Source organism: Bacillus sp. FSL M8-0277 (genome assembly GCF_037975305.1).
Classification (GTDB): domain Bacteria; phylum Bacillota; class Bacilli; order Bacillales; family Bacillaceae; genus Bacillus; species Bacillus pumilus.
This window is the reverse complement of sequence record NZ_CP150255.1, coordinates 680,813-703,539: the sequence shown is the minus strand read 5'-3', so window position 1 is coordinate 703,539 and position 22,727 is coordinate 680,813. Positions and strand designations below refer to the sequence as shown.

The 22,727-nt window shown below is 41.1% G+C and carries 22 protein-coding genes and 1 pseudogene; 5 read left to right on the top strand and 18 right to left on the bottom strand.

Annotated elements, in window-relative coordinates:
• Nucleotides 1–23 precede the first annotated feature (23 nt).
• Nucleotides 24–716, bottom strand: coding sequence for a heptaprenylglyceryl phosphate synthase (locus tag MKZ05_RS03490; RefSeq protein WP_041816135.1), 693 nt, complete (start codon nucleotides 714–716; stop codon nucleotides 24–26).
• Nucleotides 717–988: 272 nt separating this feature from the next.
• Here MKZ05_RS03490 and MKZ05_RS03485 point away from each other — a divergent pair, with 272 nt between their 5' ends.
• Nucleotides 989–1,402, top strand: a complete 414-nt coding sequence (locus MKZ05_RS03485; RefSeq protein ID WP_050945724.1) for a DUF2283 domain-containing protein — start codon at nucleotides 989–991, stop codon at nucleotides 1,400–1,402.
• On the opposite strand, the gene MKZ05_RS03480 is transcribed toward MKZ05_RS03485, so the two are convergent.
• Nucleotides 1,383–1,613 carry a hypothetical protein gene (locus tag MKZ05_RS03480; RefSeq protein ID WP_003214314.1) on the bottom strand — a complete coding sequence of 77 codons (231 nt, stop codon included), beginning with the start codon at nucleotides 1,611–1,613 and terminating at the stop codon, nucleotides 1,383–1,385. The genes MKZ05_RS03485 and MKZ05_RS03480 overlap by 20 nt on opposite strands.
• 139 nt (nucleotides 1,614–1,752) lie before the next feature.
• Between MKZ05_RS03480 and MKZ05_RS03475 the strand changes: the two genes are divergently transcribed.
• Together MKZ05_RS03475 and MKZ05_RS03470 are read left to right on the top strand one after the other, a co-directional pair.
• Nucleotides 1,753–3,336 carry an FMN-binding glutamate synthase family protein gene (locus MKZ05_RS03475; RefSeq protein ID WP_050945723.1) on the top strand — a complete coding sequence of 528 codons (1,584 nt, stop codon included), beginning with the start codon at nucleotides 1,753–1,755 and terminating at the stop codon, nucleotides 3,334–3,336.
• Nucleotides 3,337–3,438: 102 nt separating this feature from the next.
• Nucleotides 3,439–3,843, top strand: a pseudogene (locus tag MKZ05_RS03470) (DUF3916 domain-containing protein).
• Between the two features lie 150 nt (nucleotides 3,844–3,993).
• Here the strand turns inward: MKZ05_RS03470 and MKZ05_RS03465 are convergent.
• From MKZ05_RS03465 to MKZ05_RS03455, 3 genes are all read right to left on the bottom strand, one after another.
• On the bottom strand, nucleotides 3,994–4,398 hold the full coding sequence (locus tag MKZ05_RS03465; RefSeq protein ID WP_050945722.1) for a VOC family protein: 405 nt from the start codon (nucleotides 4,396–4,398) through the stop codon (nucleotides 3,994–3,996).
• A 159-nt stretch (nucleotides 4,399–4,557) separates the two neighbouring features.
• On the bottom strand, nucleotides 4,558–4,872 hold the full coding sequence (locus MKZ05_RS03460) for a YerC/YecD family TrpR-related protein (protein ID WP_003214053.1): 315 nt from the start codon (nucleotides 4,870–4,872) through the stop codon (nucleotides 4,558–4,560).
• 549 nt (nucleotides 4,873–5,421) lie between these two features.
• Nucleotides 5,422–7,164: an adenine deaminase C-terminal domain-containing protein gene (locus MKZ05_RS03455; RefSeq protein ID WP_003214450.1), complete on the bottom strand. Its 1,743-nt coding sequence runs from the start codon at nucleotides 7,162–7,164 to the stop codon at nucleotides 5,422–5,424.
• A gap of 124 nt (nucleotides 7,165–7,288) precedes the next feature.
• On the opposite strand from MKZ05_RS03455, the gene MKZ05_RS03450 reads away from it, so the two are divergent.
• Nucleotides 7,289–7,510, top strand: coding sequence for a DUF2892 domain-containing protein (locus MKZ05_RS03450; RefSeq protein WP_034320223.1), 222 nt, complete (start codon nucleotides 7,289–7,291; stop codon nucleotides 7,508–7,510).
• A gap of 32 nt (nucleotides 7,511–7,542) precedes the next feature.
• Here MKZ05_RS03450 and MKZ05_RS03445 read toward each other — a convergent pair whose 3' ends face one another.
• From MKZ05_RS03445 to MKZ05_RS03430, 4 genes are read right to left on the bottom strand one after another with little or no spacing between them, the layout of a single operon-like run.
• The gene (locus tag MKZ05_RS03445) at nucleotides 7,543–8,808 is read right to left on the bottom strand and encodes a peptidase (protein ID WP_050945721.1); all 1,266 of its coding nucleotides are present in this window, start codon (nucleotides 8,806–8,808) and stop codon (nucleotides 7,543–7,545) included.
• A 14-nt stretch (nucleotides 8,809–8,822) separates the two neighbouring features.
• Nucleotides 8,823–9,488, bottom strand: a complete 666-nt coding sequence (locus MKZ05_RS03440; RefSeq protein ID WP_339161401.1) for a 3-oxoacid CoA-transferase subunit B — start codon at nucleotides 9,486–9,488, stop codon at nucleotides 8,823–8,825.
• Nucleotides 9,464–10,150: a CoA transferase subunit A gene (locus MKZ05_RS03435; protein WP_050945719.1), complete on the bottom strand. Its 687-nt coding sequence runs from the start codon at nucleotides 10,148–10,150 to the stop codon at nucleotides 9,464–9,466. The genes MKZ05_RS03440 and MKZ05_RS03435 overlap by 25 nt, the downstream gene beginning before the upstream one ends.
• A 12-nt stretch (nucleotides 10,151–10,162) precedes the next feature.
• Complete coding sequence (locus tag MKZ05_RS03430; RefSeq protein ID WP_212046328.1) at nucleotides 10,163–11,527, bottom strand: aspartate aminotransferase family protein; 1,365 nt, start codon at nucleotides 11,525–11,527, stop codon at nucleotides 10,163–10,165.
• Between the two features lie 190 nt (nucleotides 11,528–11,717).
• On the opposite strand from MKZ05_RS03430, the gene MKZ05_RS03425 reads away from it, so the two are divergent.
• Nucleotides 11,718–13,376, top strand: coding sequence for a PucR family transcriptional regulator (locus tag MKZ05_RS03425; RefSeq protein ID WP_212046329.1), 1,659 nt, complete (start codon nucleotides 11,718–11,720; stop codon nucleotides 13,374–13,376).
• Here MKZ05_RS03425 and ablB read toward each other — a convergent pair.
• From ablB to purM, 9 genes are all read right to left on the bottom strand, one after another.
• A complete protein-coding gene (gene ablB / locus MKZ05_RS03420) occupies nucleotides 13,371–14,216 on the bottom strand; it encodes a putative beta-lysine N-acetyltransferase (RefSeq protein ID WP_212046330.1) in 846 nt (281 codons plus the stop codon). The two genes, MKZ05_RS03425 and ablB, sit on opposite strands and share 6 nt — an antisense overlap.
• Before the next feature lie 199 nt (nucleotides 14,217–14,415).
• The gene (locus tag MKZ05_RS03415; RefSeq protein ID WP_212046331.1) at nucleotides 14,416–15,162 is read right to left on the bottom strand and encodes an ABC transporter ATP-binding protein; all 747 of its coding nucleotides are present in this window, start codon (nucleotides 15,160–15,162) and stop codon (nucleotides 14,416–14,418) included.
• A gap of 604 nt (nucleotides 15,163–15,766) precedes the next feature.
• Nucleotides 15,767–16,285 carry a stage II sporulation protein M gene (locus MKZ05_RS03410; RefSeq protein WP_212046332.1) on the bottom strand — a complete coding sequence of 173 codons (519 nt, stop codon included), beginning with the start codon at nucleotides 16,283–16,285 and terminating at the stop codon, nucleotides 15,767–15,769.
• Nucleotides 16,245–17,747, bottom strand: coding sequence for a hypothetical protein (locus tag MKZ05_RS03405; RefSeq protein WP_339161396.1), 1,503 nt, complete (start codon nucleotides 17,745–17,747; stop codon nucleotides 16,245–16,247). The genes MKZ05_RS03410 and MKZ05_RS03405 overlap by 41 nt, the downstream gene beginning before the upstream one ends.
• A 70-nt stretch (nucleotides 17,748–17,817) precedes the next feature.
• Nucleotides 17,818–18,054, bottom strand: coding sequence for a hypothetical protein (locus tag MKZ05_RS03400; protein ID WP_212046334.1), 237 nt, complete (start codon nucleotides 18,052–18,054; stop codon nucleotides 17,818–17,820).
• A 139-nt stretch (nucleotides 18,055–18,193) separates the two neighbouring features.
• Nucleotides 18,194–19,471 (bottom strand): phosphoribosylamine--glycine ligase, encoded by a 1,278-nt coding sequence (purD, locus tag MKZ05_RS03395; protein ID WP_309217293.1) that lies wholly within the window; start codon nucleotides 19,469–19,471, stop codon nucleotides 18,194–18,196.
• A 12-nt stretch (nucleotides 19,472–19,483) separates the two neighbouring features.
• The gene (gene purH, locus MKZ05_RS03390; protein ID WP_284907767.1) at nucleotides 19,484–21,022 is read right to left on the bottom strand and encodes a bifunctional phosphoribosylaminoimidazolecarboxamide formyltransferase/IMP cyclohydrolase; all 1,539 of its coding nucleotides are present in this window, start codon (nucleotides 21,020–21,022) and stop codon (nucleotides 19,484–19,486) included.
• Between the two features lie 15 nt (nucleotides 21,023–21,037).
• Nucleotides 21,038–21,607 (bottom strand): phosphoribosylglycinamide formyltransferase, encoded by a 570-nt coding sequence (gene purN, locus MKZ05_RS03385; RefSeq protein WP_044141522.1) that lies wholly within the window; start codon nucleotides 21,605–21,607, stop codon nucleotides 21,038–21,040.
• Nucleotides 21,604–22,644, bottom strand: coding sequence for a phosphoribosylformylglycinamidine cyclo-ligase (gene purM / locus MKZ05_RS03380; RefSeq protein WP_034620207.1), 1,041 nt, complete (start codon nucleotides 22,642–22,644; stop codon nucleotides 21,604–21,606). Before purM ends, purN begins: the two co-directional genes overlap by 4 nt.
• Nucleotides 22,645–22,727: the final 83 nt, after the last annotated feature.

Sequence of the window (22,727 nt, the reverse complement as noted above, 5' to 3'; positions counted from 1 at the left end):
TTAACCCTTTTCGTCTTGTTTGACTATGATGACTTTTTGACTGCGCTCACTGTCTTTAATGCTTCTTTGAAATTGTCATAAATGACGTTTCCTACAACAACCACGTCCGCATGCTGCGCAAAATCTTCCGCCTGCTTTGCGTTTTCAATGCCCCCGCCATAAAAAAGAACCGTATCAGAAAGCACTGCTTTCGTTTCTTTCACAAGTTCTATATCTCCAAGCGTTCCGCTGTATTCTAGATAAAAAATGGGCAGCTTCATTAAATGCTCTGCCACTCTTGCATATGCTCTTACGTCATCGATGTCCAGTGCTGTATTTGCCTCTGTGAGCTTGGCCGCTTTACACTCTTCATTTAAAATAACATAGCCTTCAGGCACGATCTCTTCCATCGACATCAAATCACCGAATTCCTTCATCGCATCCTTGTGAAGCCCAACAATCCAATCAGGATGAGAACTGTTTAAGACAGTCGGGATGAAATACAGATCGAAGCCCGGCACAATCATTTCATGTGTTGAGATTTCGAGTACACATGGCACAAGAAACCGGCGGACCTTTGACATCAATTGAAGCACGTTGTCCTCTGTCACATTGTCACTGCCGCCAATCAATATAGCATCCGTACCAGATTCGCAAATTGCCTCTAGCTGTTCATCGGATATTTCTTTATTTGGATCGAGTTTAAAGACATGCTTCCACTCGGTAACATCATACATGAAAAACGTTCCTCCATTCGTTTCATTCCATTTAAATATTATAACAAAATCAGTGACCGCAAAAAATGGGTAACCTTCTTCAGCTAAAAGTTTCATTCTTTTGAAAATGGGGTTCGTGACTTTAGGTTAGAATGCTGAAAACATCTAGGAGCTGAGAGGGATGATCTTTGACCGTTCACTGATAGGAAAGCTTTGTATCACCACATGTTATTATACAATAAAGGGACATTTTACTATTGATCAAAAAACCATACATAAAGTAGGTGACCCACATGAAAAGAACCATCACATATGATCAAACGATCAATATCGGATACATCTATCTCCTGCCTGTAGGAATCGGGACAATCAAAGAAACCATTGAATTAGATGTGAATGAATGTATGAACGCAGATATCGACAAAGAGGGACGAGTAGCTGGTCTGGAGTTATTTGCAGAAGAAGCCGAAGTTTTGAAGCATGCACCCGTGTATGAGGACGAGCTTTCTTTACGTTTTACAGATCAGGACGTTCTCTCAACCTATCATTTATCAGGCATTGAATTTCATTTCTCGACGCCTGATCACAAAGGGCTAATCGGTTTTACGATTGTCGATCCTCATCGATATAACGTCAAAAGAAAGACAAGAAAAAACCGTTTTGAATGGTCAAAACGGTTTTTCCAAGCTATTGTCTCACTTCATTGAAATAATGGACGGATGTCATGGCCCCTTCATCGACCATCTTGTTGTCTTGAATATCTAATGGATCAGGGTGTCCAGCTTTTTCAGGAATCTTTTCATCTGAGCGGAACATGCTTGCCCATTTTTTGAGATGCTGTTTATTTTTTACTGCTAATAACACTGCACCACCAACCCCTAATCCTGCAAGTACATACGCATTCGGACGCTTATTCATGTATGTTCCCTCCCCTTATGATCTTATTTGTAAGTTACCCCGGCTTTTCATTTCTAAACGTCACAATATGTTGAAGTGGTTTCTCTTTCAATGAAAAGTGGAATAACAACAACAATGATAGAGAAAAGAGGGGATCTTCGTGACAACAACTTTCATTGTCATTGTTGGCGCACTATTAGTGATTTGTTTCATCATACCAATCATTTTATTCATCTGGATTTGGATGAGAGATGAAAAACAGGAAGAGCATTCTGTCCTGCGAAATTATCCGGTCATTGGAAAGCTGCGGTTTATTTTTGAAAAAATAGGACCTGAGCTTCGTCAATATCTGTTTCTGAATGATCGCGAAGAGCTTCCTTTCTCAAGAAGAGAATACGAGCAAGCTGTCATGTCTGGGAAGTACAAAAGCCGGACGATGGGCTTTGGATCAAAACGTGATTTTGACAAGCCTGGTTACTACATTCGCAACGTCCTATTTCCAAAGCAGCGAGATGAGTTACGCATCGATCAATCTGAAAAAATCCAAACAAAAGTGTATCAGATTGATCAAGACAATTTACTACGAAGAAGTGAACATACCAAAGAGGTGGAAGCAAAACCTTACTATCTCCATCAAGACGATGTACAAGTGATTGGCGAGCACACATGTCAAAAGCCATTCCGTGTAAAAGGCCTGATTGGACAGTCTGCCATGAGCTACGGATCTTTAGGCGACAGGGCCATTACAGCACTATCCTCGGGATTAAAAATGGCTGGCGGTACGTGGATGAACACAGGTGAAGGCGGGCTTTCTCCCTATCATCTCAAAGGCGGAGCCGATATCATATGCCAGATTGGGCCCGGTCTATTCGGCGTGAGAACAGAAGATGGCGCTTTTTCCTTTGAAGAATTTAAGAAAAAAAGCGAGCATGAGGAAGTCAAAGCCTTTGAGCTGAAGCTGGCTCAAGGAGCTAAAACACGCGGCGGTCATATTGACGGCGAAAAGGTCACCGAAGAAATTGCGAACATCCGTAAATTGCCGCCCCATCAATCTATTGACAGCCCAAACCGATTTGAGATGTTCCACTCCATTCCGGATATGTTTGATTTCATTGAACAGCTGCGAAGTATAGGCGGAAAGCCTGTCGGCATCAAGCTTGTGGTCGGACATAAAGAAAACATTGAAGAGCTTGCAACGTACATGAAAAAAAGCGGAAAGCACCCTGATTTCATTACAGTGGATGGCGGAGAAGGCGGCACTGGCGCATCTTTTCATGAATTGGCAGATTCCGCAGGGCTGCCGATTTTCACGGCACTCCCAATGGTTCATCAAATATTGAAGGAATACGGTGTCAGAGATCAGGTCAAACTCTTTGCCTCTGGCAAACTTCTCTCACCAGATAAAATTGCAATTGCCCTTTCCATGGGTGCTGACTTTGTCAATATCGCACGGGGACTCATGTTTTCAGTCGGATGCATTCGCGCCCAAGTGTGCCACACGAATAAATGCCCAGTCGGGGTCGCCACAACTGATCCAAAACTGCAAAAGGGTTTATCAATTGAAGAAAAGAAATACCGAGTCTGCAATTATATCCTTTCTCTAAGAGAAGGCTTGTTTAACTTATCCGCAGCCGCTGGTATTGAATCTCCCATTCATTTTAATGAGAAACATATTGTCTATAGACAAGAAAATGGTCAGACGAGTGAAGTGCCTATTTTTACAGGGACACAGCCATCCGTCTAGTTTGAGAAAGGTGCATTTTTGCACCTTTTTTTCAATTGACATTTTGGCTCAATCGCGTATAAAGAACTTAGGGCAAATGACCAGGAAGTGGAGAGATGGAGGATGCGTGAGAAAAAGGTTCGCGGGATGAAACGGAAGACGAATGAGATGGTTACAAGAATTGAGGAAAGTACACGAGAGTTCCCGGCAGATATTGAACAAGGGTATTGGCATCTTCCTCTACCAGCTGCTTATGATTTTATTTGTACAAACAAAACACCTCAAAAAATCAAGCGATTGTCCATCCAGACACTGATAAATAGAGCTGAACATCTCATTGATTTGAAGCCAATTGATGGAGAAGTATATCGTGTCATGGTTGCAGTAGATGCCACTGAATGATGGGAATCACAAATCATTGTGTTTAAAGGAGATTCCTATTTTAAAGACTTTTTCAATAGACATGATGATGATCAGAGTTGGCTGCCTCTTTCCGATGCGAGAAACATTCAAAGGGAATGGCAGTAACACAAATTTAAAAATAACCGTTGTCCTTTTCGGCAATAGTCAATTTTTTGTATCTGTACTCATGTATCTCAAAATAAAAAAGAGTAGCCGCAGCCACTCTTAATTTTACTTATTCAACAATCGCGCCCTATTCTGAAAGAGACTTTCATGTTAACCTGCCATTTCTTGCGAGAACCTAAGTAAATATCCATCAGGATCTTGAACAAGAAATTCCTTTTGTATAAACGTAGTATCATTACTTTTATATTTGCTAACAGTTGGCTCTCTGAATAGTGGAATGTTTTGCTTTCTTAAACGGTCAATGACAGGCTGTACGTCTTTAATGTCTATTTGAAAATTGATTCCCCGTCCAAATGGGTGTTTTAACTCCCCAGTGTCCCAATGGCCATTGATTTCTTCTAACATCATTTGTGTTTCCTCTTCCAACGAAACAAATATAAATTTATCGTCTTCACGCTCATATTCCAATTTAAAACCAAGCAATTCTATATAGAACCATTTAGACTTTTCGATGTCTGTTACAGATAACTCTGGAATCAAAGCATTGAATCTCATTTTTTCTTCTCCACAACCTTCTGATAAAGTTATTCGGTTAAATGACCCGTTTGTTGCTTCTTTCAAGCCAGTCCTTGCTTGTCTTTTCAGCGCTCTTCATAAAAAAACTGTAAACAACGCCATTCTTTTTGAATAGGATTGTTTACAGTGAAGTCTGCTTTATTTTGTTTCGTCATTTGCCTGCTGTTCTGCTACGCGGTCAAGTGCCATTGTGTAGGCATCATTTCCGTAGTTCAAGCAGCGTTTGACACGTGAGATGGTTGCAGTGCTCGCACCTGTTTCCGTCTCAATTTTATGATACGTGTTCCCCTCGCGAAGCATACGTGCTACTTCAAGACGCTGTGATAAAGATTGGATTTCATTGATGGTACACAAATCATCAAAGAATCGATAGCATTCTTCCAGGTCTTTAAGGGATAAGATGGAGTTGAATAACTGATCTAAGCTTTTGCCCCTTAATTTATCAATTTGCATCTTTATACATCTTCTCCTTTACTATTGGCACCGCTTCGCACGACATTCTGCGGAGAAAGCGGTATCTTTCCTGACTATTTTTTTTCAACCTCAGCAATGAGCTTTGAACGAATCATGACAGGTTTGGTTATACGCTGGAAATGCCGTCAGTTCTTTCGTAAGCCGAAGCTTCTTTATCGTATACAAAATCGACAAGTTCTGTCATTTTCCTTGTTCGACAATCTGACAAACTTGTTTGCTTCCGATATCAAGAACACTTCTGCTTGATTAGGTCTGCCCTAAAAATACAGGTTGTGCGGAAAGCTCGGCGAGACCACAAACATGCGCCCCGCCTCGCTCAATTATTCAAAATATGTTGGTCGGTCAGCGTAACCGACAGATTCATTTTTCAATCAGGCCATTTCACTCGTCATGTCAAAGCCCTCTGCTTCAACAACTCCACATAAGTATTTTCACTTACATGGCAGTGAAGAGATCCATTGCTCACGTCTGCCCTATAACAGTTGTCAGAAATGTGGCAAAGATGATACAGCTCCACTCTGTTATATTTTAACGCATTATAGACGGAAAGAGTACAGTTTTTTTCATGACATCAAATATTCCTCTTGGTGTCACTCGAATATACGGCAAATGGGTACTTTGGAAAAAGACAAGTGTATCAATTGGGCAATCAAATGGATAGCCTCGCTCAATGAGCAGCTCACGCAAGGTTTGTATTTGCTGAAGAACTGTCTCAAACGGTTCAGCAGAGGCACAGCCTGATAATTGCAGCGGGATTTCGTGCAAAATTTTCCCGTTCTCTGTGAGGACGATCCCCCCGCCGATTTCTTTCATTCGCTTATGTGCCAGCATCATATCTTCTTTATTTTTCCCGATCACTAAAATGTCACCCGTGAGCGAAAATGAGCTGACAAACCCTTGCACTTTGTTTGCAAAGCCTTTGAGCATCGTATTCACACGCCACTCGCCTTTTCGGTCAATCAGGCTAAAGAAACTTTGATCATGATCACATGACAGCTGGTTCACAGAGTTATCAATCTCCACTGTATAAGGCTCCATGATGACAGCATTTCTCATTTTGACACCTAGCGGCATGGAAAATTGCAAATCACTCGTCGTCAGATCATAGCCTAAATCTAATGGAACAAGCCCGCCATTTTCCCATTTAGTTTCTTGAAATTGATGCTGGTTCTCTCCATCTAATTTGAGGATAACCCCTTTAGATATCACCGTTTCCGGATTTGGATTCATTGGATCATCTAACACATTCAATGAAGCCAGACGTCCTGGACCGACAACACCTAATAGGTCATCAATTTGATAGTATTTCGCAATGTTAAAGGTCGCCATATTGTATGCATCGATGATAGGCACGCCTTCTTCAAGGGCAATTGAAATCAAACGATTAATCATACCCTCCTCATAAAAATGAGGCGCTGCTCCATCTGTTGTATAGAAGAAGTGATCATAGTGTCTAAAATCACGCTCGTGCAGCTCTCTTAAAATGTTCACTAAATCTGGGCGGATGGAAGAATGACGAAGTGAGACATGGTAGCCAAGGGACAAGCGTTTGAGCACATCGTCTGCATTCATCGCTTCATGATCGCTGTCCGCGCCAAACAGCTTCATTTTTGTTAGCGTTTTCTCAGAAGCTCCGGGGAAATGCCCTTCAATTCGTTTCCGCTGCTTCTTCGTTTCTTGCATGCAATATAAAATGAGATCATCACCGTCCATCAATCTTGGCCAGCTTGTTAATTCGCCGCCTTGAAGGACATCAGGATGATCAATCCATTCCTTCCGGTAGTTGATAGGAAGCATCTCATCTTCATATCTGACTTCAGTTTGAAGATCATATCTAGACCACCAGAAATACTGAAATGGCTGCTGTTTTAATTCACACAGAGTGGAAAGCGCTTTCTTTTCATTGCTCTGCAAAAGAAGAAATAAGTTATCACTGACCATCGTTGTTGTGCCAAATTGAGACACATATTCTGCAAGTGATTGGGGATTATAAATATGGAACGGGTGCGCGTGAGGCTCTATATACCCAGGCACAATGTATTTCCCTTCACAATCAATCACACGTTTAGCTGATTTATTTTGAGGAAGCTCTGCTCCGACATAAACAATTCGATCATCATGTATCCAAATATTTGCCTTCACCCATTGTTTTAAAAACGGGTTTAGCACGAGTCCATTCGTTAAAAGGAGTGTTGGAACTATTTTTGAGTCGACTACATCGATTTGTGTGCGGATGTCATTGTTTCTCCAATTAAAAGTACGTTCGGACATTCACATACTCTCCTTCATTTGTATTAGCCCTATCGTAACATAACGAACCACGTTACGCATTAATGAAACGTTACAATTTCTTGAAATCACACTTAAAATATTTAAAAAAGGAGATTTACCTTCAATGAAACCTAATCTCGGCTTAATGGAAGCGCTCATTCGAATTGCCTGTGGAATGACAATATGTACTGTAGCTGGTTCTTTATATGCTAGAAAACCATGGAGTAAAATGCTGCTTTTCAGCATCATGTTCGGCGGAATGAAACTGGCATCTGGCATTCTTCGTTTTTGTCCAGTGACGTATATGTGTGAGCAGCAAGACACACATAAAGAGAAGGCTGAGTGAGACAGCCTTCTTTTTTTGTGATCGTTTTCATATCACTCCGCTGCTTCACACCATTCCACCATCGTACCTGCGATAATTTCCGCTGCTTCAATCACATGCTCAATGTCGATGGATTCATTCGGGAAATGGGCAAGCTCCGTTGTTCCAGGTCCGAAGACGATGATCGGGATACCTGCCGCCTGTGACAGTAATCCGCCGTCTGTTCCCCAAGGAGCGGCTTCGATCTTTGGCGGCTCCTTCTTGACCGCTTCATATTGTTCCTTCAATAGACCTAAAAGTAGATGATCCGTATCAATTGAGCCTGGAAGCCATCTTGCCCCAAACCATTCGACCTCAACAGGATGCTCTTTGAACCATTCATCCTTTTCCCCAAGTCCCATCATCCAATTTTCTAGTTCCTTCTCTGCCTGCTCAACCGTCTCACCTGGCATCACACCAAGTCTTCCCTCCATTGTGACCAGATCTGCTACAGAGGACGGCCAATCACCGCCTTGAATTTTCCCTATGTTGATGGGGATTGGAATCGGGATATGCTGAAATAACGGCTCGGTGATGCGCTGATTTCGTTTTTCTTCAAGTGCTGCTATATGTGAAAGAACGATCATACCTTTTTCAATAGCGGAAACGCCGTGATATCTTGTTCCGCCATGAGCTGCCCTTCCTTTAATATGCAGTCTGAACCACTTAGATCCCTGCTGAATCGGAAAGATTTTCATATGACTTGGTTCTGGAATGATGGCCGCATCTGCTGTATACCCTCTCAGTATGGCTGCAAGGGTGCCTGCACCGCCGCTCTCTTCTTCGACGACACTATGAAACACGACATCTCCTTTCAGCGGAATCTGGAGCGCATGCAGTGCCTCTAGTGCAAAGAGTAAAGAAACGTTTCCGCCTTTCATATCTGTTGCCCCGCGTCCATAAAGTCTCCCGTTTATGATATGCCCGCTGTAGGGCGGATATGTCCATTGTTTCGTATCTCCTGCTGGCACAACATCGACGTGCCCATTTAATAAAATGGATTTGCCGCCCCCTTTTCCCTTCAATCGTCCGGCGACATTGGGACTTCCTTTAAAGGAACGTCTCGGGGAATAGAAATACGGGTGTTCTAGCAAGTCTTCTCCGCCAATGTCCCATACATCTACATCAAAACCAATGGCAGACAGCTTATTTGCTACGATTTGCTGCACACCTTGTTCATTCCCTTGGGTGCTCTCACATTGCACCATTTGCTGAAGAAGCGCAATCGCTTCATCTTGGTGCTCTCTCATCCAGCTTCTGATACGTGTGATTGGCTGCAAGTCATTCATCCTTTCTACACAACAGATTTGACATCAGGCGCTAAAATTAAAGGTGCCTCTGTCGCCCTTATGACATCTTCCGGCTGATACGGCGGCATGACTTCACGTAAAATGAGCAGCTGCGATTTGACCTCAATGACTGCCATATCCGTTATAATCAGATCCACACAAGACTTAGCAGTTAAGGGCAGTGTGCAGGCAGATTTCACCTTTGATTCACCGTGTTTATCGAGGTGGCTCATCACCACCACAACCTTTTTCGCCTTTTGTGCAAGCTCAATCGCTCCGCCCATCCCGGATACTCGTTTGCCTGGCACAATCCAATTCGCAAGATCACCCTGACTGCTTACTTCAAGTGCACCTAAAATGGTCATATCCAGCATGCCTTTTCGAATGATGCCAAAAGCAGTCGTGCTGTCCATGTATGAGCCGCCTTTTGTTAACGTAATAGGAAAACCACCGGCATTGCACAAGTTCGAATCTTCTTCTCCTTGTGCTGGTGAGGCGCCTGCCCCCATAATGCCGTTTTCTGCATGAAGCCATACGTTGTAATGCGCTGGAATGTAATCAGCCGCAAGGGTTGGGATGCCGATCCCAAGATTGACGATCATGCCATCTTCAATTTCCTGCGCCGCCCGTTTGGCTATGCGGTGTCTTATATCGTTGTCTCCCATGCCCATGTCCAGTTCACTCCTTTTGATTGCACGATCTGGTTCACAAATACGCCTGGTGTCACGATTTCTTCTGGATGAAGACTACCTACAGGCACAATCTCTTCCACTTCCGCAATGGTCCAGTCTCCTGCCATCGCCACAATCGGGTTTGTATTCCGTGCACTTTTATCAAATATCAGATTTCCTGCTTCATCTGCTTTGAAGGCATTCACAATGGCAATATCCGCTGTCAGCGCAGGTTCAAGGATATATGTCTTTCCGTTTAGTGGCACGAGCTGCTTCTCATCAAGATTGAGGCTATCCATGCCGACATCTGTTACAATGCCTGCCAAGCCCATCCCGCCTGCTCGTATTTTTTCTGCTAGAATGCCCTGCGGGTAAAAATGAACATCTAGTGTACCTGATTGCATTTTCTGTCCGGCTATTGGATTTGAGCCAATATGAGAAGCAATGATCTTCTTGACTCTTCCTTCTGTGATCAGCCGGCCAACACCTATTTGCGGGAAGCCTGCATCGTTTCCGATCAATGTCAGATCTTTGATATTGGCTTCTAGGATGGCATCGATCAATGATGGCGGGGACCCTACGCCGCCAAATCCGCCAAACATGATGGTCATGCCGTCCCTAAAATGCGTGATCACTTCATCTACATTCACTGTTTTGTTCATCATCTTTCCTCCCTACATCGCAGATGGGAAAAACCCTCGGTTGATGACTTCTTGTTCGACCTGCGTGATTGTCTGCTCAAATAATTGAATGAGTTCATCCATCTCCTGCTGCGTGATAGAAAGCGGCGGAGCGATCATGACCGCTGCACCTCCCACTCCATCCTCTCCAGCGCTTGCTGGGTAAACGAGCAAGCCATTTTGCTTCGCTGTCTCAACGACTAAATGCGTCATTTGAGCATGGGCAGGAAATGGTGTTTTCGATAAACGGTCTGCGACAAACTCAATGCCGATGAGCAGTCCCTTTCCTCTCACATCTCCTATGATGAAATGGTTTGTTTGCACATCCTTTAAAGCATTCATTAAATAGCGGCCAGACAGATCCGCTCGTTCAGGAAGCTGATGTTTTTTCATATATCGAATGACAGCCAGTGAGACGGCTGCTGAAAGCGGGTTGCCGCTATAGGTGTGACCTGCCATCACAGAGCCGGAACCGCTCAGAATTGGTGCGATGACATGATCCGCTGAGACGGCTGCCGCAATCGGTGAATAGCCAGCACTCATCCCTTTGCCGAGAACCATAATATCTGGTACGACGCCCCAATGCTCCATCGCAAACATTTTCCCAGTTCGTCCAAAGCCTGTCATGACTTCGTCTGCAATCATTAAAATATCGTTTTCCTCACAGACACGCTTCATTGCATCAAAATATCCATCTGGCGGTACAAGTGCCGCTCCCGATGCTCCGACAATCGGCTCTGCAATAAAAGCGGCAATCCTCTCTTTTCCTATACGCTGAATGACGGTTTTAAATTCCTGAACATACCATTCAACCTGCTTGCCCTCTTCCTTCGGCAGCCATGAACGATAGCTATATGGCGGAGACAGCACTGGGTTCTTTTCGAGCAATGGTTCAAAGCGCTCTCTCCTTGCAATATGTCCGGACATCGACAGTGCACCGAGGGTGATGCCGTGATAACTCATCCATCGTGAGATAATGTGATTCTTCTCAGCCTTTCCTTGCTCCTGCCAATGCTGAATTGCAATTTTCATAGCCGTTTCCGTTGCCTCTGATCCGCTTCCGACAAAAAAAGACCAGTTCAGGTTACCTGGACAAAGCGTACTCAATTCATAAGCAAGTTCTTCTGCTGGTTCATTTGTGAATTGTGATCTGTACGTAAAGCTCACTTTTTCCGCTTGCTCGGTCATGGCATCAACGATTTCACGTATGCCATGTCCAATACTTGCCGTGACAGCCCCCGATGAGCCGTCTATATATTTTTTTCCGTCCCGATCATATAAATAAATTCCCTCTCCTTTCACAGCCACAGGATAATGCTGATTCAACATCGGTTTGATTAAGTAATCCCGGGTCTCCACTTTGCCATTCCTCCCTCTCTCGTCAGCAGCTGCCTCTTTCTTTTTCATGAATCGCAAGAAAATTTTGTATACTTGTTATAAGATTAGCTTAATCAAGAGGGCAGTCATCCTCCATTCGCCACATGCCCGAATTTCAGACGCATTTTTTATACATCGTGTATAAGAGTGTTCAAAAGGAGGTCATGAGTCTATGGCGATTCTCGTCAAAGATGCACTTTCGCTCGATATCATGAAGGGAACAAAGCTGCTCGCTGGAGAAAATGGACTGGACCGACTCATTCAATGGGTGACCATCGTGGAAATCATCGAAGACACGTCGAGGCTTTCCGAAGGAGAATTGCTCGTCACAACCGGATTTGGACTCGCAGACAATCAAGAAAGACGCGACCGGCTTGAAGAATTGATTCAATCTAAAAGGCTATCAGCCATCGCTATTTATAAAGGTGTATACTTAAGCGACATTCCAGCATCACTCATTCAAGCGGCGAAAAATAGCGGCATTCCGCTCATCGAGATTCCGCCACACATCAATTTCTCAGATATTACAAAAGCCGTGTTAGAGCAAATCGTGAGCAGTCAGCTTCATCAGCTTAAATATTCATCCGCGATTCATCAAAGACTGACCCAATTAAATGTAAGGAATAAAAATGTGACGCAAATTACAGAGGAACTGGCACATCTCACTGCAGCAAACATTGTCGTTCTTGATGTCTTTTTACATCAAACAGCGGCTCATCTCATAAAAGATGAAGTGACGTACTCTCCTGCTTTTGGCTTTCTGACAGATCATGAACCAATTGAAACCTTGCCCCTTCTCAAGCAGGCAGAAGAAAAAGGGCGGCTCGTTTATGACACGTGCGGAGCATTTGTCCTCGCCGCATGTCCGGTGATTGCGATGGGTGATATTTTCGGGTTCATTGTGTCTTTAAAGAAAAAGGATACGTGGCATCATCTCGACGCGATTGCAATCGAGCATGCCGGGGCCGTGTATGCGATTGAATGGCTGAAGCAAAAAGCCATTCAAGATACAGAAAACCAAATGCAGGGACATTTGTTAGATGATATTTTGCAGCAGCAATATACAGAAGAAAGCTACGTGGTCGAACAAGCAACAAAGCTGCAATATGATATGAGCGAGGAGCAGGTGGTGATCTACTTTCAATTCCAGCATCAGCACACACAGCTCGATCACCAAATGATGCAGCGTCTATCGCAATTACTCACCTCGATCTTTGAACGCAGACATATTCCTTTTTTACTAAAGACAAGGCTCGATTCCATTTTTGTCCTAACACCAGCCGGAAAAAAAGTGTTTCAAGAAGCGGAGTGGTATCGCGCAGCAGAGGAATGCCGGAGCACTTGGTCTTATTTTTTCCCCGTCCATCCGATTGTCATTGGTATCGGGAGAGCCTATGACCAAATCAGTCTCTTTGCAAAAAGCGCAAAGGAAGCGCAGTATGCAGCAAGGCTTCTTCCGCTTTTAAAAACAGACGAAAGCATCATTCATTATCAAAAGCTCGGCTTATATGGGATGCTTCTTGAAATGAATGAAGCGGGTATGAATTTGCATGATTTTTACGTGGAGCTGTTAAGTCCTTTGCTTTATACGAAAAAACAAGGGGCTGACCTGATCCATACACTCGAAGTGTATTTGGCACACAATGAAAATATTCAAAAATCTGCGGGAGAATTGTTTATTCACAGACATACACTAAGCTACCGGCTGAAACAAATTGAAACGAGAACAGGCTGCAGCCTCAAATCCACTGATGATCGGATGAAGCTGCAGCTCAGTATCATGGCGTACCGCCTATCTGGTCTGCTTGATCAGATGAGAACCATTTCATGATTCATTCGGCGTTTTGACCCATAGATTCATATCTTCAATTTTGTCAAAAATATAGCAGTTGTTTTGGAAGCGCCCGGTATATGTATATCCAAGCTGATAAAACACTTGATTCATTCCATAGGACAGTGCACGGGCAAGTGAATAAAAGACATAGATATGCATCGACTGGAGTTCTTTTTCAAGTGCTAGAATCAAATGATGCATGAATCCTAGTTTTCTATATGAAGGAAGGGTCGCACAATCTGTTAATTCCGCATGACCATACGGCGCATTGATTTCAGCGGATGCTGCACTCACAATGTGTCCGTCATGTTCAACGGCATAAAAAACAGTCCCTTCCTCCATCACCTTTTGGATGTAATCTGACTCGTTCATTGGCGTAGGATACGTTTCAAAGACGGTATCATAGAGCTCTGCCAGCTTGTGCACATCCTTCAGATCGGCTTTCCTCATCACATACTCATCCTGCCATGTGCCTTGGTCTTTTTTGATTTCTTTTGCTTGAATGGATGCTACGATCTCATCTTCCTCCAACCAATACGAACTGTTCATTCGATCCTCAGTGAGAAAAAGCGACATACCGTAAGCGTCACTTCCAAGAAAATAATGAGAAAATACGCCTTCAAGCCGAAAACCTTTTTCTAAAAAAAGCGGCACATGCTCACGTCTTACTTTCACAATGACCTTAGAAGCCTTACAGGCCGCCGCTTCCTGAAGAACGGATTGAATGACATCCCGCACCCTCCCGCTATAATCATCTAATCGGATTCGCTCATTAAATGAATCAATACAGATCAAGGCAGAAAAACGCTCGTTTGCAAGTTTCTTCAATTGCACCATACACTCATTCCTCTCTTAGCTAATGAAAAACTTCCAAATTAAAAATGAAGAAATAGCAATGCCAGAAAAAATCGAAATGATCATATAGCTAATGGCTGAGGCTTTTTTGACTTTGTTTTGCTTTTCTGCTTGAAACATCAAAAGATTTGAAAAAACAATAGTTAGGATAAGTAAAAATAGTGAAAAAACAATAAATCCTTTAAAAATCATTTTCTATGTCCCCGTTCATTGTTTTTATTTCTGATTGTATATATTCATTAAATGCTTTTAAAGAATTAGAAGAATTGACCTTCAAATCGTTCATACGTTTAATTATTCCACCGTGAAGTATATATATATGCTCAGCAAGTTGCATAACAAAGGCCATATCATGAGATGTGATGAGAAGAGTCTTACCATTTTTTTTATACTCCAGAATTTTAGATGTTAGATATTGAATACTCATTACATCTAAGCCGATTGTCGGTTCATCCATATAGATAACCATTGGATCAATAATATCTAAAAAACATAGATTTAATTTTGTACGCATTCCTCGAGAAAAGTTCTTTACCAATTTATCATCAACATCCATTAAACCATACCTTTGTAGGATTTCAATGAAATCGTTTTGGGTATATTTAACATTGTAGATAAAACTAATATACTCTAAATTTTCTAGTGCAGTTAAATACTCAATTAATAATGGTTGATCTGAAACATAGCCGATTTTTCTTTTAAACTCATTTGATAGAGGATAATTCAATTTTTTCCCTTCAAATAAAATATCACCTTCTTGCTTTTCAATTAATCCTAAAAGTATCTGCAATAATGTTGTTTTCCCGGCACCGTTTGACCCCAAAATAAACGTAATATCATTCTCTTCTAAGTCTAAAGATATATTATCCAAAATGATTTTTTCCCGCTCAAATACTTTAGTAACATTTCTAACACTTAGTAAACTCAAAAGAAATCACCAAACCTTATTACACATTGAATCAAGATTAGAAATAAAAAGAAGATTACAGGAGAGAACAGAACATTATAATACTTTTTGAAAAGCATTATAACTACTGTTGTTTGAATTAGAATAAAGTACAACCAATATATAGAAGACCATGAATTTTGATAGTAGTCTAAAGAAGTTTTAGAAGTTATCATTATTATAGATTGCACTACGAGATCAACTACTTGAATATACAGCCCCACATAAAGTATATTGACAATTCCTGAATAAGTAAGCTCAGTCTTCTTAGTTTTAAATATATTTATGACTTTATTAAAAATAAAGTATAAAACACCAATTGCATACAAGTTAATTAAACTTGTAATGAGTTGCATAGGTAGTTGAAAATAGACACTTGACAATATTGACTCAATCTTCTTTATTCCTTCAAACTCTAATGAATTTATATCCGTACCTGAAGCTTTGATAATATCATTAAATGCGGATTTTATACCAGTGTCTACATTTTGATATATTAGAGAATACAACAAGATACTAATAAATAAACACAACACTATATATTTCTTTTGATTAAAAATGTTCGATATGTACATATAATCCTCCTTTAAAATGTCATACTCTCTATTAGGGCTGCCAAAGCATTTAAAATAAATACTAATAAAATAACCACTACTGCATACTTTAGATATTTTTTTATTTTTATTTTTTTACTTGAGTGCGCACTGCTTATTACCAATAACAACGGTACAAACCCTAATGAAGAACTCAAAATTAGTGAAGGTACTTCTAATAATCCATGCCAGAAAACAAGGTCAATTGTTTGTTGAAGACCTTCACTAGAAATTTTATATGAAAATGTTGTCCCGATATAGTAACCATTTATAAAAAGATATATAAAATTTAACAAACCAAAGGTTATAGCTCCTAAAAAAAACATAATAGATACTATGGAATTATTTATAAAAATATCCCAAAAACTTAGTTCTAGATGATTTTCAACAAAACTATCTTTCATATTAAATCCTGTAAAAAAAGATATCGCTAGTGTGATAATAGATAGCATGATACTAATTATCATCACCCTATCTATTTTTTTTATATACTGAATAAGAATATTCCCCATACAAAACCTCACGTTTCTTTCTTAAAATTAAAGAAAAACTGATTATGACTATTAATGTTTGTACAATTAAAAAAACAGTACTAAGAAAAATTCTAAACCAACCATTAAAAATCAGTTCGAAAATAATAATAATAATTAAATTCGAGTATAAAATCAAAGTATTGAATGCCATTTTTTTATATGGAGCATATCTATGCGGGATTGCCAGTTTATTCACAAATGAAGTTTTAGCACTATTAAAATAAACACTTATTATTGAAAAACTAATTGTATTTAATATTAGACATACAAGGGCTAAAAGAAAAAATGCTAGTGAGAATTTAAATATAATAGTAAATAAAATTAAAATTGGAAGCATGCTAACCAAAATAATAATGTTGTTTAGTATGATTTTATTTATTAACAAATTAGTTAAATCAAACCCAGAAAGAATATAATTTTCTACGTATTTTTTTTCATTTCCTAAATAATTTTTTGATAACTCCTCAACTGCTCTCAAACTCTCACCAATCAATAACAACAATACTAAATTATTAGGAATTATTATTTCAACTTTAATTATAAAATTGAGCATTAATAAAAGCATACTTGCGATGAAATAAACAAAAGAGTTGGTAAGAACCTTTTCTAATATACCTTGAGATGTAAGATATTTAATTTCTTTATTTAATATCGGCGACTTGAAGAATCTTCTGTTAAATAACATCCCTCTTTTATTTTCCATATTATTCACTAAATTTAATCGGGAATATAGTAAGACTTTTAATAAAACAACTATCAACAATATCATAAAGCTGAGCATTATAAAAATAGAATTAAATATATCTAACGAGAAAAAATATCTAAGGCTATCGGAATAGGTAACTAGATCTATTTTTTTATCATTATACAAATAACCTATTATTTTTTCTAATTCACTAATAGCTATTGAAACAATATAAAAGAATGAGACTAACATCAATGATTTAAAAAAGATTGTAACCACTGGTTTTGCTAACTTCATCTTTAAAAATTTCACTACTGAAACTATATTATTTGTTATCAAATAAATAAGAAGTGCCGTAATTATGAAAAATATAGCGTTATATAATGAAGAGTAACCAGCTAACCAAAAAGCTATTCCAATTGGTATGAATATAATTAAACTTTCCATCAGTACAATATAATCATACTTTATTGCTTTGATGTAAAAGAATTTTTCTCTGTTTAATGGGAAAACCTCGGGATATTCAATTCTTTTATTTTTTACGTATTCGTAAAGGAAATTTTTATGAATGCTTATTGATAAGAAAATAGAAAAGACATAAATGATTTTTTGAACATTTAATAACTTAATTTTAAATAAACTGAGTATGTAAAATAAAAGTATGGTCAACATAAAAAAAAGAAGATACATAAAGGCCTCTTGAGAACTGATCTTATATATATCTTTATATTGTCTTGTAATTGCTTTAATTTCCAATATAACTATCCTAAACATATTACCTCCTATTAAAAATAAATCCGATATCGTAATATCGGATTTATCACTGTTACCAAGCTACAGTTGCTGCTCTGCCGGCTTTCAATTTCTTAATAATAAAAGCACCACCAAAAGCAAAAATAGCGCCAATTAATAGTGCACCAACACCTGTGCCAGCCATTAAAAGCATAACTCTCCCAACTGATAACGCTCCGCTTTTAAAAGCCTGATTTAAAGCTACATAAATCGCACCAGCAGTACCTGATGAAATACCGAAAGTTCCAGTTAGCATAATTAATAATTTCATAGTATTCACCTCCCTATTAATTGGACATAAAACCATATTATCACATTATATATATATTTCAATATTTTTTCTGTTATTATCATATCATTCTATGAATCAAAAGATTCGTTAACTATCTACCATCTGTACTGTATGAAATTCAGTGCTTAGATTTCCCCGCAGCCTTCAGCGCACGGGCGCCAATGTCACGGCGATAAAATAGCCCTGGTTGAATGATTTCTTCAACCGCTTCATACACTCTTGATCTTGCCGCTTCAAATGTGTCGTCAAATGCTGTCACATTCGCTACACGGCCGCCATTTGTGACGAATTGGTCGTTTTCTTTTTTTGTTCCTGCGTGGAAGGTCACGACATCAGACACCGTTGTTTGCAAAGCACCGATTGGCGCGCCTTTTGCGTAGTCCTCCGGATATCCTTCTGAAGCAAGAACGACACTGACAGCGGCAGTGTCTTTCCACTGCAAGTCCACATCTTTTCCGTCCAGAATGTCGAGGAAGACTTGAACTAGATCTGATTCAAGACGAGGAAGAACCACTTGCGTTTCAGGGTCGCCAAAGCGTGCATTGAACTCAATGACCTTTGAGCCTTCTGGTGTCAGCATTAAGCCTGCATATAAAATGCCTGTAAACGGACGCCCTTCCTGCACCATGGCGCGAGCCGCCGGTTTGACGACATCTTCCACCGCTTTTTGGACGACTTCATCTGAAATTTGCGGAACTGGCGAGTAAGCGCCCATCCCGCCGGTGTTCGGTCCTTTGTCATCTTCAAATGCCCGTTTATGATCTTGCGCGATCACCATTGGGTACACCTTTTCTCCATTGACAAAGGCCATCAATGAAAATTCCTCACCTGTTAAAAACTCCTCGATGACGACCGATGCACTTGCATCGCCAAACTTTTCATCTTCTAAAAAGTCGTGCAGACAGTTGATCGCCTCTTCAAGTGTCATCGCAACTGTCACGCCTTTTCCTGCTGCGAGACCATCTGCTTTAATGACAATCGGCGCACCCTTTTCTTCCACATATGCCTTCGCTTCTTCAAACGATGTAAAAGTGGCATAAGCGGCGGTCGGGATCTCATAATTTTTCATTAAGTCTTTTGCAAATTCCTTTGAGCCTTCAATGACTGCGGCTTTTGCATTTGGTCCAAATACCTTTAGACCTGCCTCTTCAAATGCATCGACGACACCTGCAATTAAAGGAACCTCTGGACCGACAATCGTTAAGCCGATTTCATTGTCTTTTGCAAAACGAATTAATGCCTCATGATCACCTTCGTCGATCGGTACAAGCTTCGCAGCGTCTGCCATTCCATCATTGCCAGGTGCGACAAATACTTGGCTGACAAGTTCACTTTGGTTCACTTTCCATGCGATGGTATGCTCTCTTCCGCCTCTGCCGATAATTAATACGTTCACACTGTCATCCCCTTAATGTTTGAAATGTCTAACGCCAGTGAAGACCATGGCGATGCCGTATTCATCTGCTTTTTGGATTGATTCTTCATCACGAATGGAACCACCTGGCTGGATGATTGCTGTGACGCCTGCCTTTGCAGCAGCTTCCACTGTATCGCCCATCGGGAAGAATGCATCAGAGCCTAGTGCGCTTCCTTTCGCTTTTTCACCTGCTTGCTCAATCGCAATATTTGCTGAGCCCACGCGGTTCATCTGACCAGCGCCGATCCCTGCTGTCATTTGATCTTTTGCAAGGACAATCGCATTTGATTTCACATGCTTGACGACTTTCCAAGCAAGCTTTAAGTCTTTCCATTCGTCTTCTGTAGGTTCTCTTTTCGTTGGAATAGAGATCGTTGCTTCCTCTAAGCCATACGTATCAATATCCTGCACAAGCAGTCCGCCATGAACACTTGTCAGCTGCTTTTCTTTTTTCTCAAGATCCGCTTCTACATCTAATGTTAATAGACGAAGGTTCTTTTTCGCTGTTAACACGTCAAGCGCTTCTTGGCTAAACGATGGAGCGATGACGATTTCTAAGAAAATCGTATGGAGCACCTCAGCCGTTTGCTTGTCAACTTCACGGTTAAGCGCCACAATGCCGCCAAAAATAGAGGTTTCATCTGCTTTGAAGGCACGGTCAAACGCTTCTGCAATCGTTTCTCCTGTACCAACGCCGCATGGGTTCATATGTTTTACAGCAACAGCCGCTGGCTCCGTAAATTCACGTACGATTTGAAGAGCTGCATCTGCATCTTTGATGTTGTTGTAGGAAAGCTCTTTTCCGTGTAATTGCGTTGCAGTAGCTAAAGAGCCTTTGCTTGGAAGAGCATTTTCATAGAAAGTCGCCGCTTGGTGCGGGTTTTCTCCATAACGAAGGGATTGTTTTTTCTCAAACGTGACGGTGAACTGCTCTGGCTCTGTTTCGCCAACAAAGTTCGTTAAATAATCTGCAATGAGGGCATCGTAAGCAGCTGTATGACGGAATACCTTCGCCGCAAGCTCACGTTTTTTCTCAAGTGACACGCCGCCTTCTTTGATTTGCTGAACGACTGTATCATAATCACGAGGATCGACAATCACTGTGACGTCTTGGTGGTTTTTCGATGCCGCACGAAGCATTCCCGGTCCGCCAATATCAATGTTTTCAATTGCTTCTTCATACGTTACATCGTCTTTTGAGATCGTCTCTTTGAATGGATAGAGATTCACGACAACAAGATCAATCGGCTGAATGCCATGCTTTTCAATCTGTGCCATATGCTCATCGTTTTCTCTCACTGCCAATAATCCACCATGAATGTTCGGGTGAAGCGTTTTGAGTCGTCCGTCCATGATTTCAGGGAATCCAGTGACTTCAGAAATCCCAATGACATCAATGCCATTTTCTTGAAGAAGCTTATGAGTACCTCCAGTTGAAATGACTTCAACACCAAGTTCTGTTAATTTTTTCACAAAAGGTACAAGATTCGTTTTATCGGAAACACTGATTAATGCGCGTTTGATCGTCATGCCTTCGTCACCTCATTAAGATAATTCTAAAAGTGATTTGATCACTTTTGGATATAGTGTGTGTTCTAGTTCATGCATTCTTTTTTCAATTGATTCAAGCTCTTCGCCTTGTTCAATATAGATCGCGGCTTGGTCAATAATCGGACCTGTATCCATCCCTTCGTCAACAAAATGGACGGTGATGCCTGCCACTTTGACGCCTGCTTGATACGCCTGTCCGATGGCATCAAGACCAGGGAAAGCTGGCAGCAAGGATGGGTGGATATTCACGATTTTCCCTTTGTATGCTTCAAGTAATGTCGGGCCGATTAGTCTCATATACCCCGCAAGGAAAACCCATTCTACTTCATGAAGCCTCAGTTGTTCGATGATTGTTTGTTCAAAAGCGGCTTTATTCGGAAAAGCCTTCGGGGTAAAAGCAAAGGAGGGAATGCCCTCTTTCTCAGCACGCTCCAGCACCTTTGCACCCGGTTTATCACAAATCACAATGGCGGCCTCTGCCTGCCACTTTTCTTCTTTTAACGTATCTATAATGGCTTGAAAGTTCGTCCCGCTTCCAGAGGCGAAGATCGCAAACTTCTTCATGAGAGGCTTCCACCGCCGAATGTGACACCTTCTCCTTTTTGAACACGTCCGATGAGAAATGCTTTCTCTCCATCCTGTTCAAGTCCGCTAATCACATCCACAAGATCGTCCTCTTTGACAGCTAGGACAAAGCCAATGCCCATATTAAACACGTTGAACATCTCTTCTGCCTTCAACTGACCCTTTTCTTGAATAAAGGAGAAAATGGGTGGTACTGGCCATGAGCCGTTATCTACCTCAACACCAAGACCTTCAGGCAGCATACGTGGTAAATTCTCAATAAAACCGCCGCCTGTCACATGTGCCATGCCGTCAACCTTGCCGGCTTTCACTTGTTTGAGTACGGGCTTCACATAAATTTTTGTCGGTTCAAGAAGCTCTTCTCCGAGCGGTCTTGTAAAAGGTTCATACGTTTGATGCAGGTCAAGACCAGCGTCTTCCAGCAAGACTTTACGAACGAGAGAGTATCCATTGCTATGAATTCCGCTTGAGCTGAGTCCAATAAGCAAATGCCCTTCCTTGATGCCCTCTCCCGTTACGATTTCATCCTTTTCAACTACACCTACTGAAAAACCAGCAATATCATATTCTTCTTCTGTGTAAAGACCTGGCATTTCGGCTGTCTCACCGCCGACAAGTGCTGAACCAGACTGCTCACATCCGTCAGCCACACCTTTGACAATGGATTCAATTTTTACCGGATCTGCTTTTCCAACGGCTAAGTAATCTAAGAAAAAGAGCGGTTCTGCCCCTTGTGCAAGCACATCGTTGACACACATGGCCACGGCATCGACGCCGATCGTATCGTGTTTATCCATTAAAAAGGCAAGCTTTAATTTCGTTCCGACACCATCTGTTCCTGAAACAAGAACGGGCTTTTTGTATGGCAGCTCAGATAGATCAAACATACCGCCAAATCCACCTAGAGCGCCCATAACACCTGCTCGTTTTGTACGTTCAACGTGTGTTTTCATTCGTTTGACGGCTTCGTACCCTGCTTCGATGTCGACACCGGCGTTTTTATATGCTTCTGACATCCCATTCACTCCTTTTAGCTGCTGCTTTCCATGTATTTTCGGCAGAATGAAAGAGCAGCATATCAACTCATCTTGACTGCTGC

Bases quoted from the DNA above. Each gene is read 5' to 3' on its own strand.
- MKZ05_RS03490 (WP_041816135.1), bottom strand. From the start codon at position 716: ATGTATGATGTTACCGAGTGGAAGCATGTCTTTAAACTCGATCCAAAT.
- MKZ05_RS03485 (WP_050945724.1), top strand. From the start codon at position 989: ATGAAAAGAACCATCACATATGATCAAACGATCAATATCGGATACATC.
- MKZ05_RS03480 (WP_003214314.1), bottom strand. From the start codon at position 1,613: ATGAATAAGCGTCCGAATGCGTATGTACTTGCAGGATTAGGGGTTGGT.
- MKZ05_RS03465 (WP_050945722.1), bottom strand. From the start codon at position 4,398: ATGAGATTCAATGCTTTGATTCCAGAGTTATCTGTAACAGACATCGAA.
- MKZ05_RS03460 (WP_003214053.1), bottom strand. From the start codon at position 4,872: ATGCAAATTGATAAATTAAGGGGCAAAAGCTTAGATCAGTTATTCAAC.
- MKZ05_RS03455 (WP_003214450.1), bottom strand. From the start codon at position 7,164: ATGTCCGAACGTACTTTTAATTGGAGAAACAATGACATCCGCACACAA.
- MKZ05_RS03450 (WP_034320223.1), top strand. From the start codon at position 7,289: ATGAAACCTAATCTCGGCTTAATGGAAGCGCTCATTCGAATTGCCTGT.
- MKZ05_RS03440 (WP_339161401.1), bottom strand. From the start codon at position 9,488: ATGGGCATGGGAGACAACGATATAAGACACCGCATAGCCAAACGGGCG.
- MKZ05_RS03435 (WP_050945719.1), bottom strand. From the start codon at position 10,150: ATGAACAAAACAGTGAATGTAGATGAAGTGATCACGCATTTTAGGGAC.
- MKZ05_RS03425 (WP_212046329.1), top strand. From the start codon at position 11,718: ATGGCGATTCTCGTCAAAGATGCACTTTCGCTCGATATCATGAAGGGA.
- ablB (WP_212046330.1), bottom strand. From the start codon at position 14,216: ATGGTGCAATTGAAGAAACTTGCAAACGAGCGTTTTTCTGCCTTGATC.
- MKZ05_RS03410 (WP_212046332.1), bottom strand. From the start codon at position 16,285: ATGGGGAATATTCTTATTCAGTATATAAAAAAAATAGATAGGGTGATG.
- MKZ05_RS03400 (WP_212046334.1), bottom strand. From the start codon at position 18,054: ATGAAATTATTAATTATGCTAACTGGAACTTTCGGTATTTCATCAGGT.
- purH (WP_284907767.1), bottom strand. From the start codon at position 21,022: ATGACGATCAAACGCGCATTAATCAGTGTTTCCGATAAAACGAATCTT.
- purN (WP_044141522.1), bottom strand. From the start codon at position 21,607: ATGAAGAAGTTTGCGATCTTCGCCTCTGGAAGCGGGACGAACTTTCAA.
- purM (WP_034620207.1), bottom strand. From the start codon at position 22,644: ATGTCAGAAGCATATAAAAACGCCGGTGTCGACATCGAAGCAGGGTAC.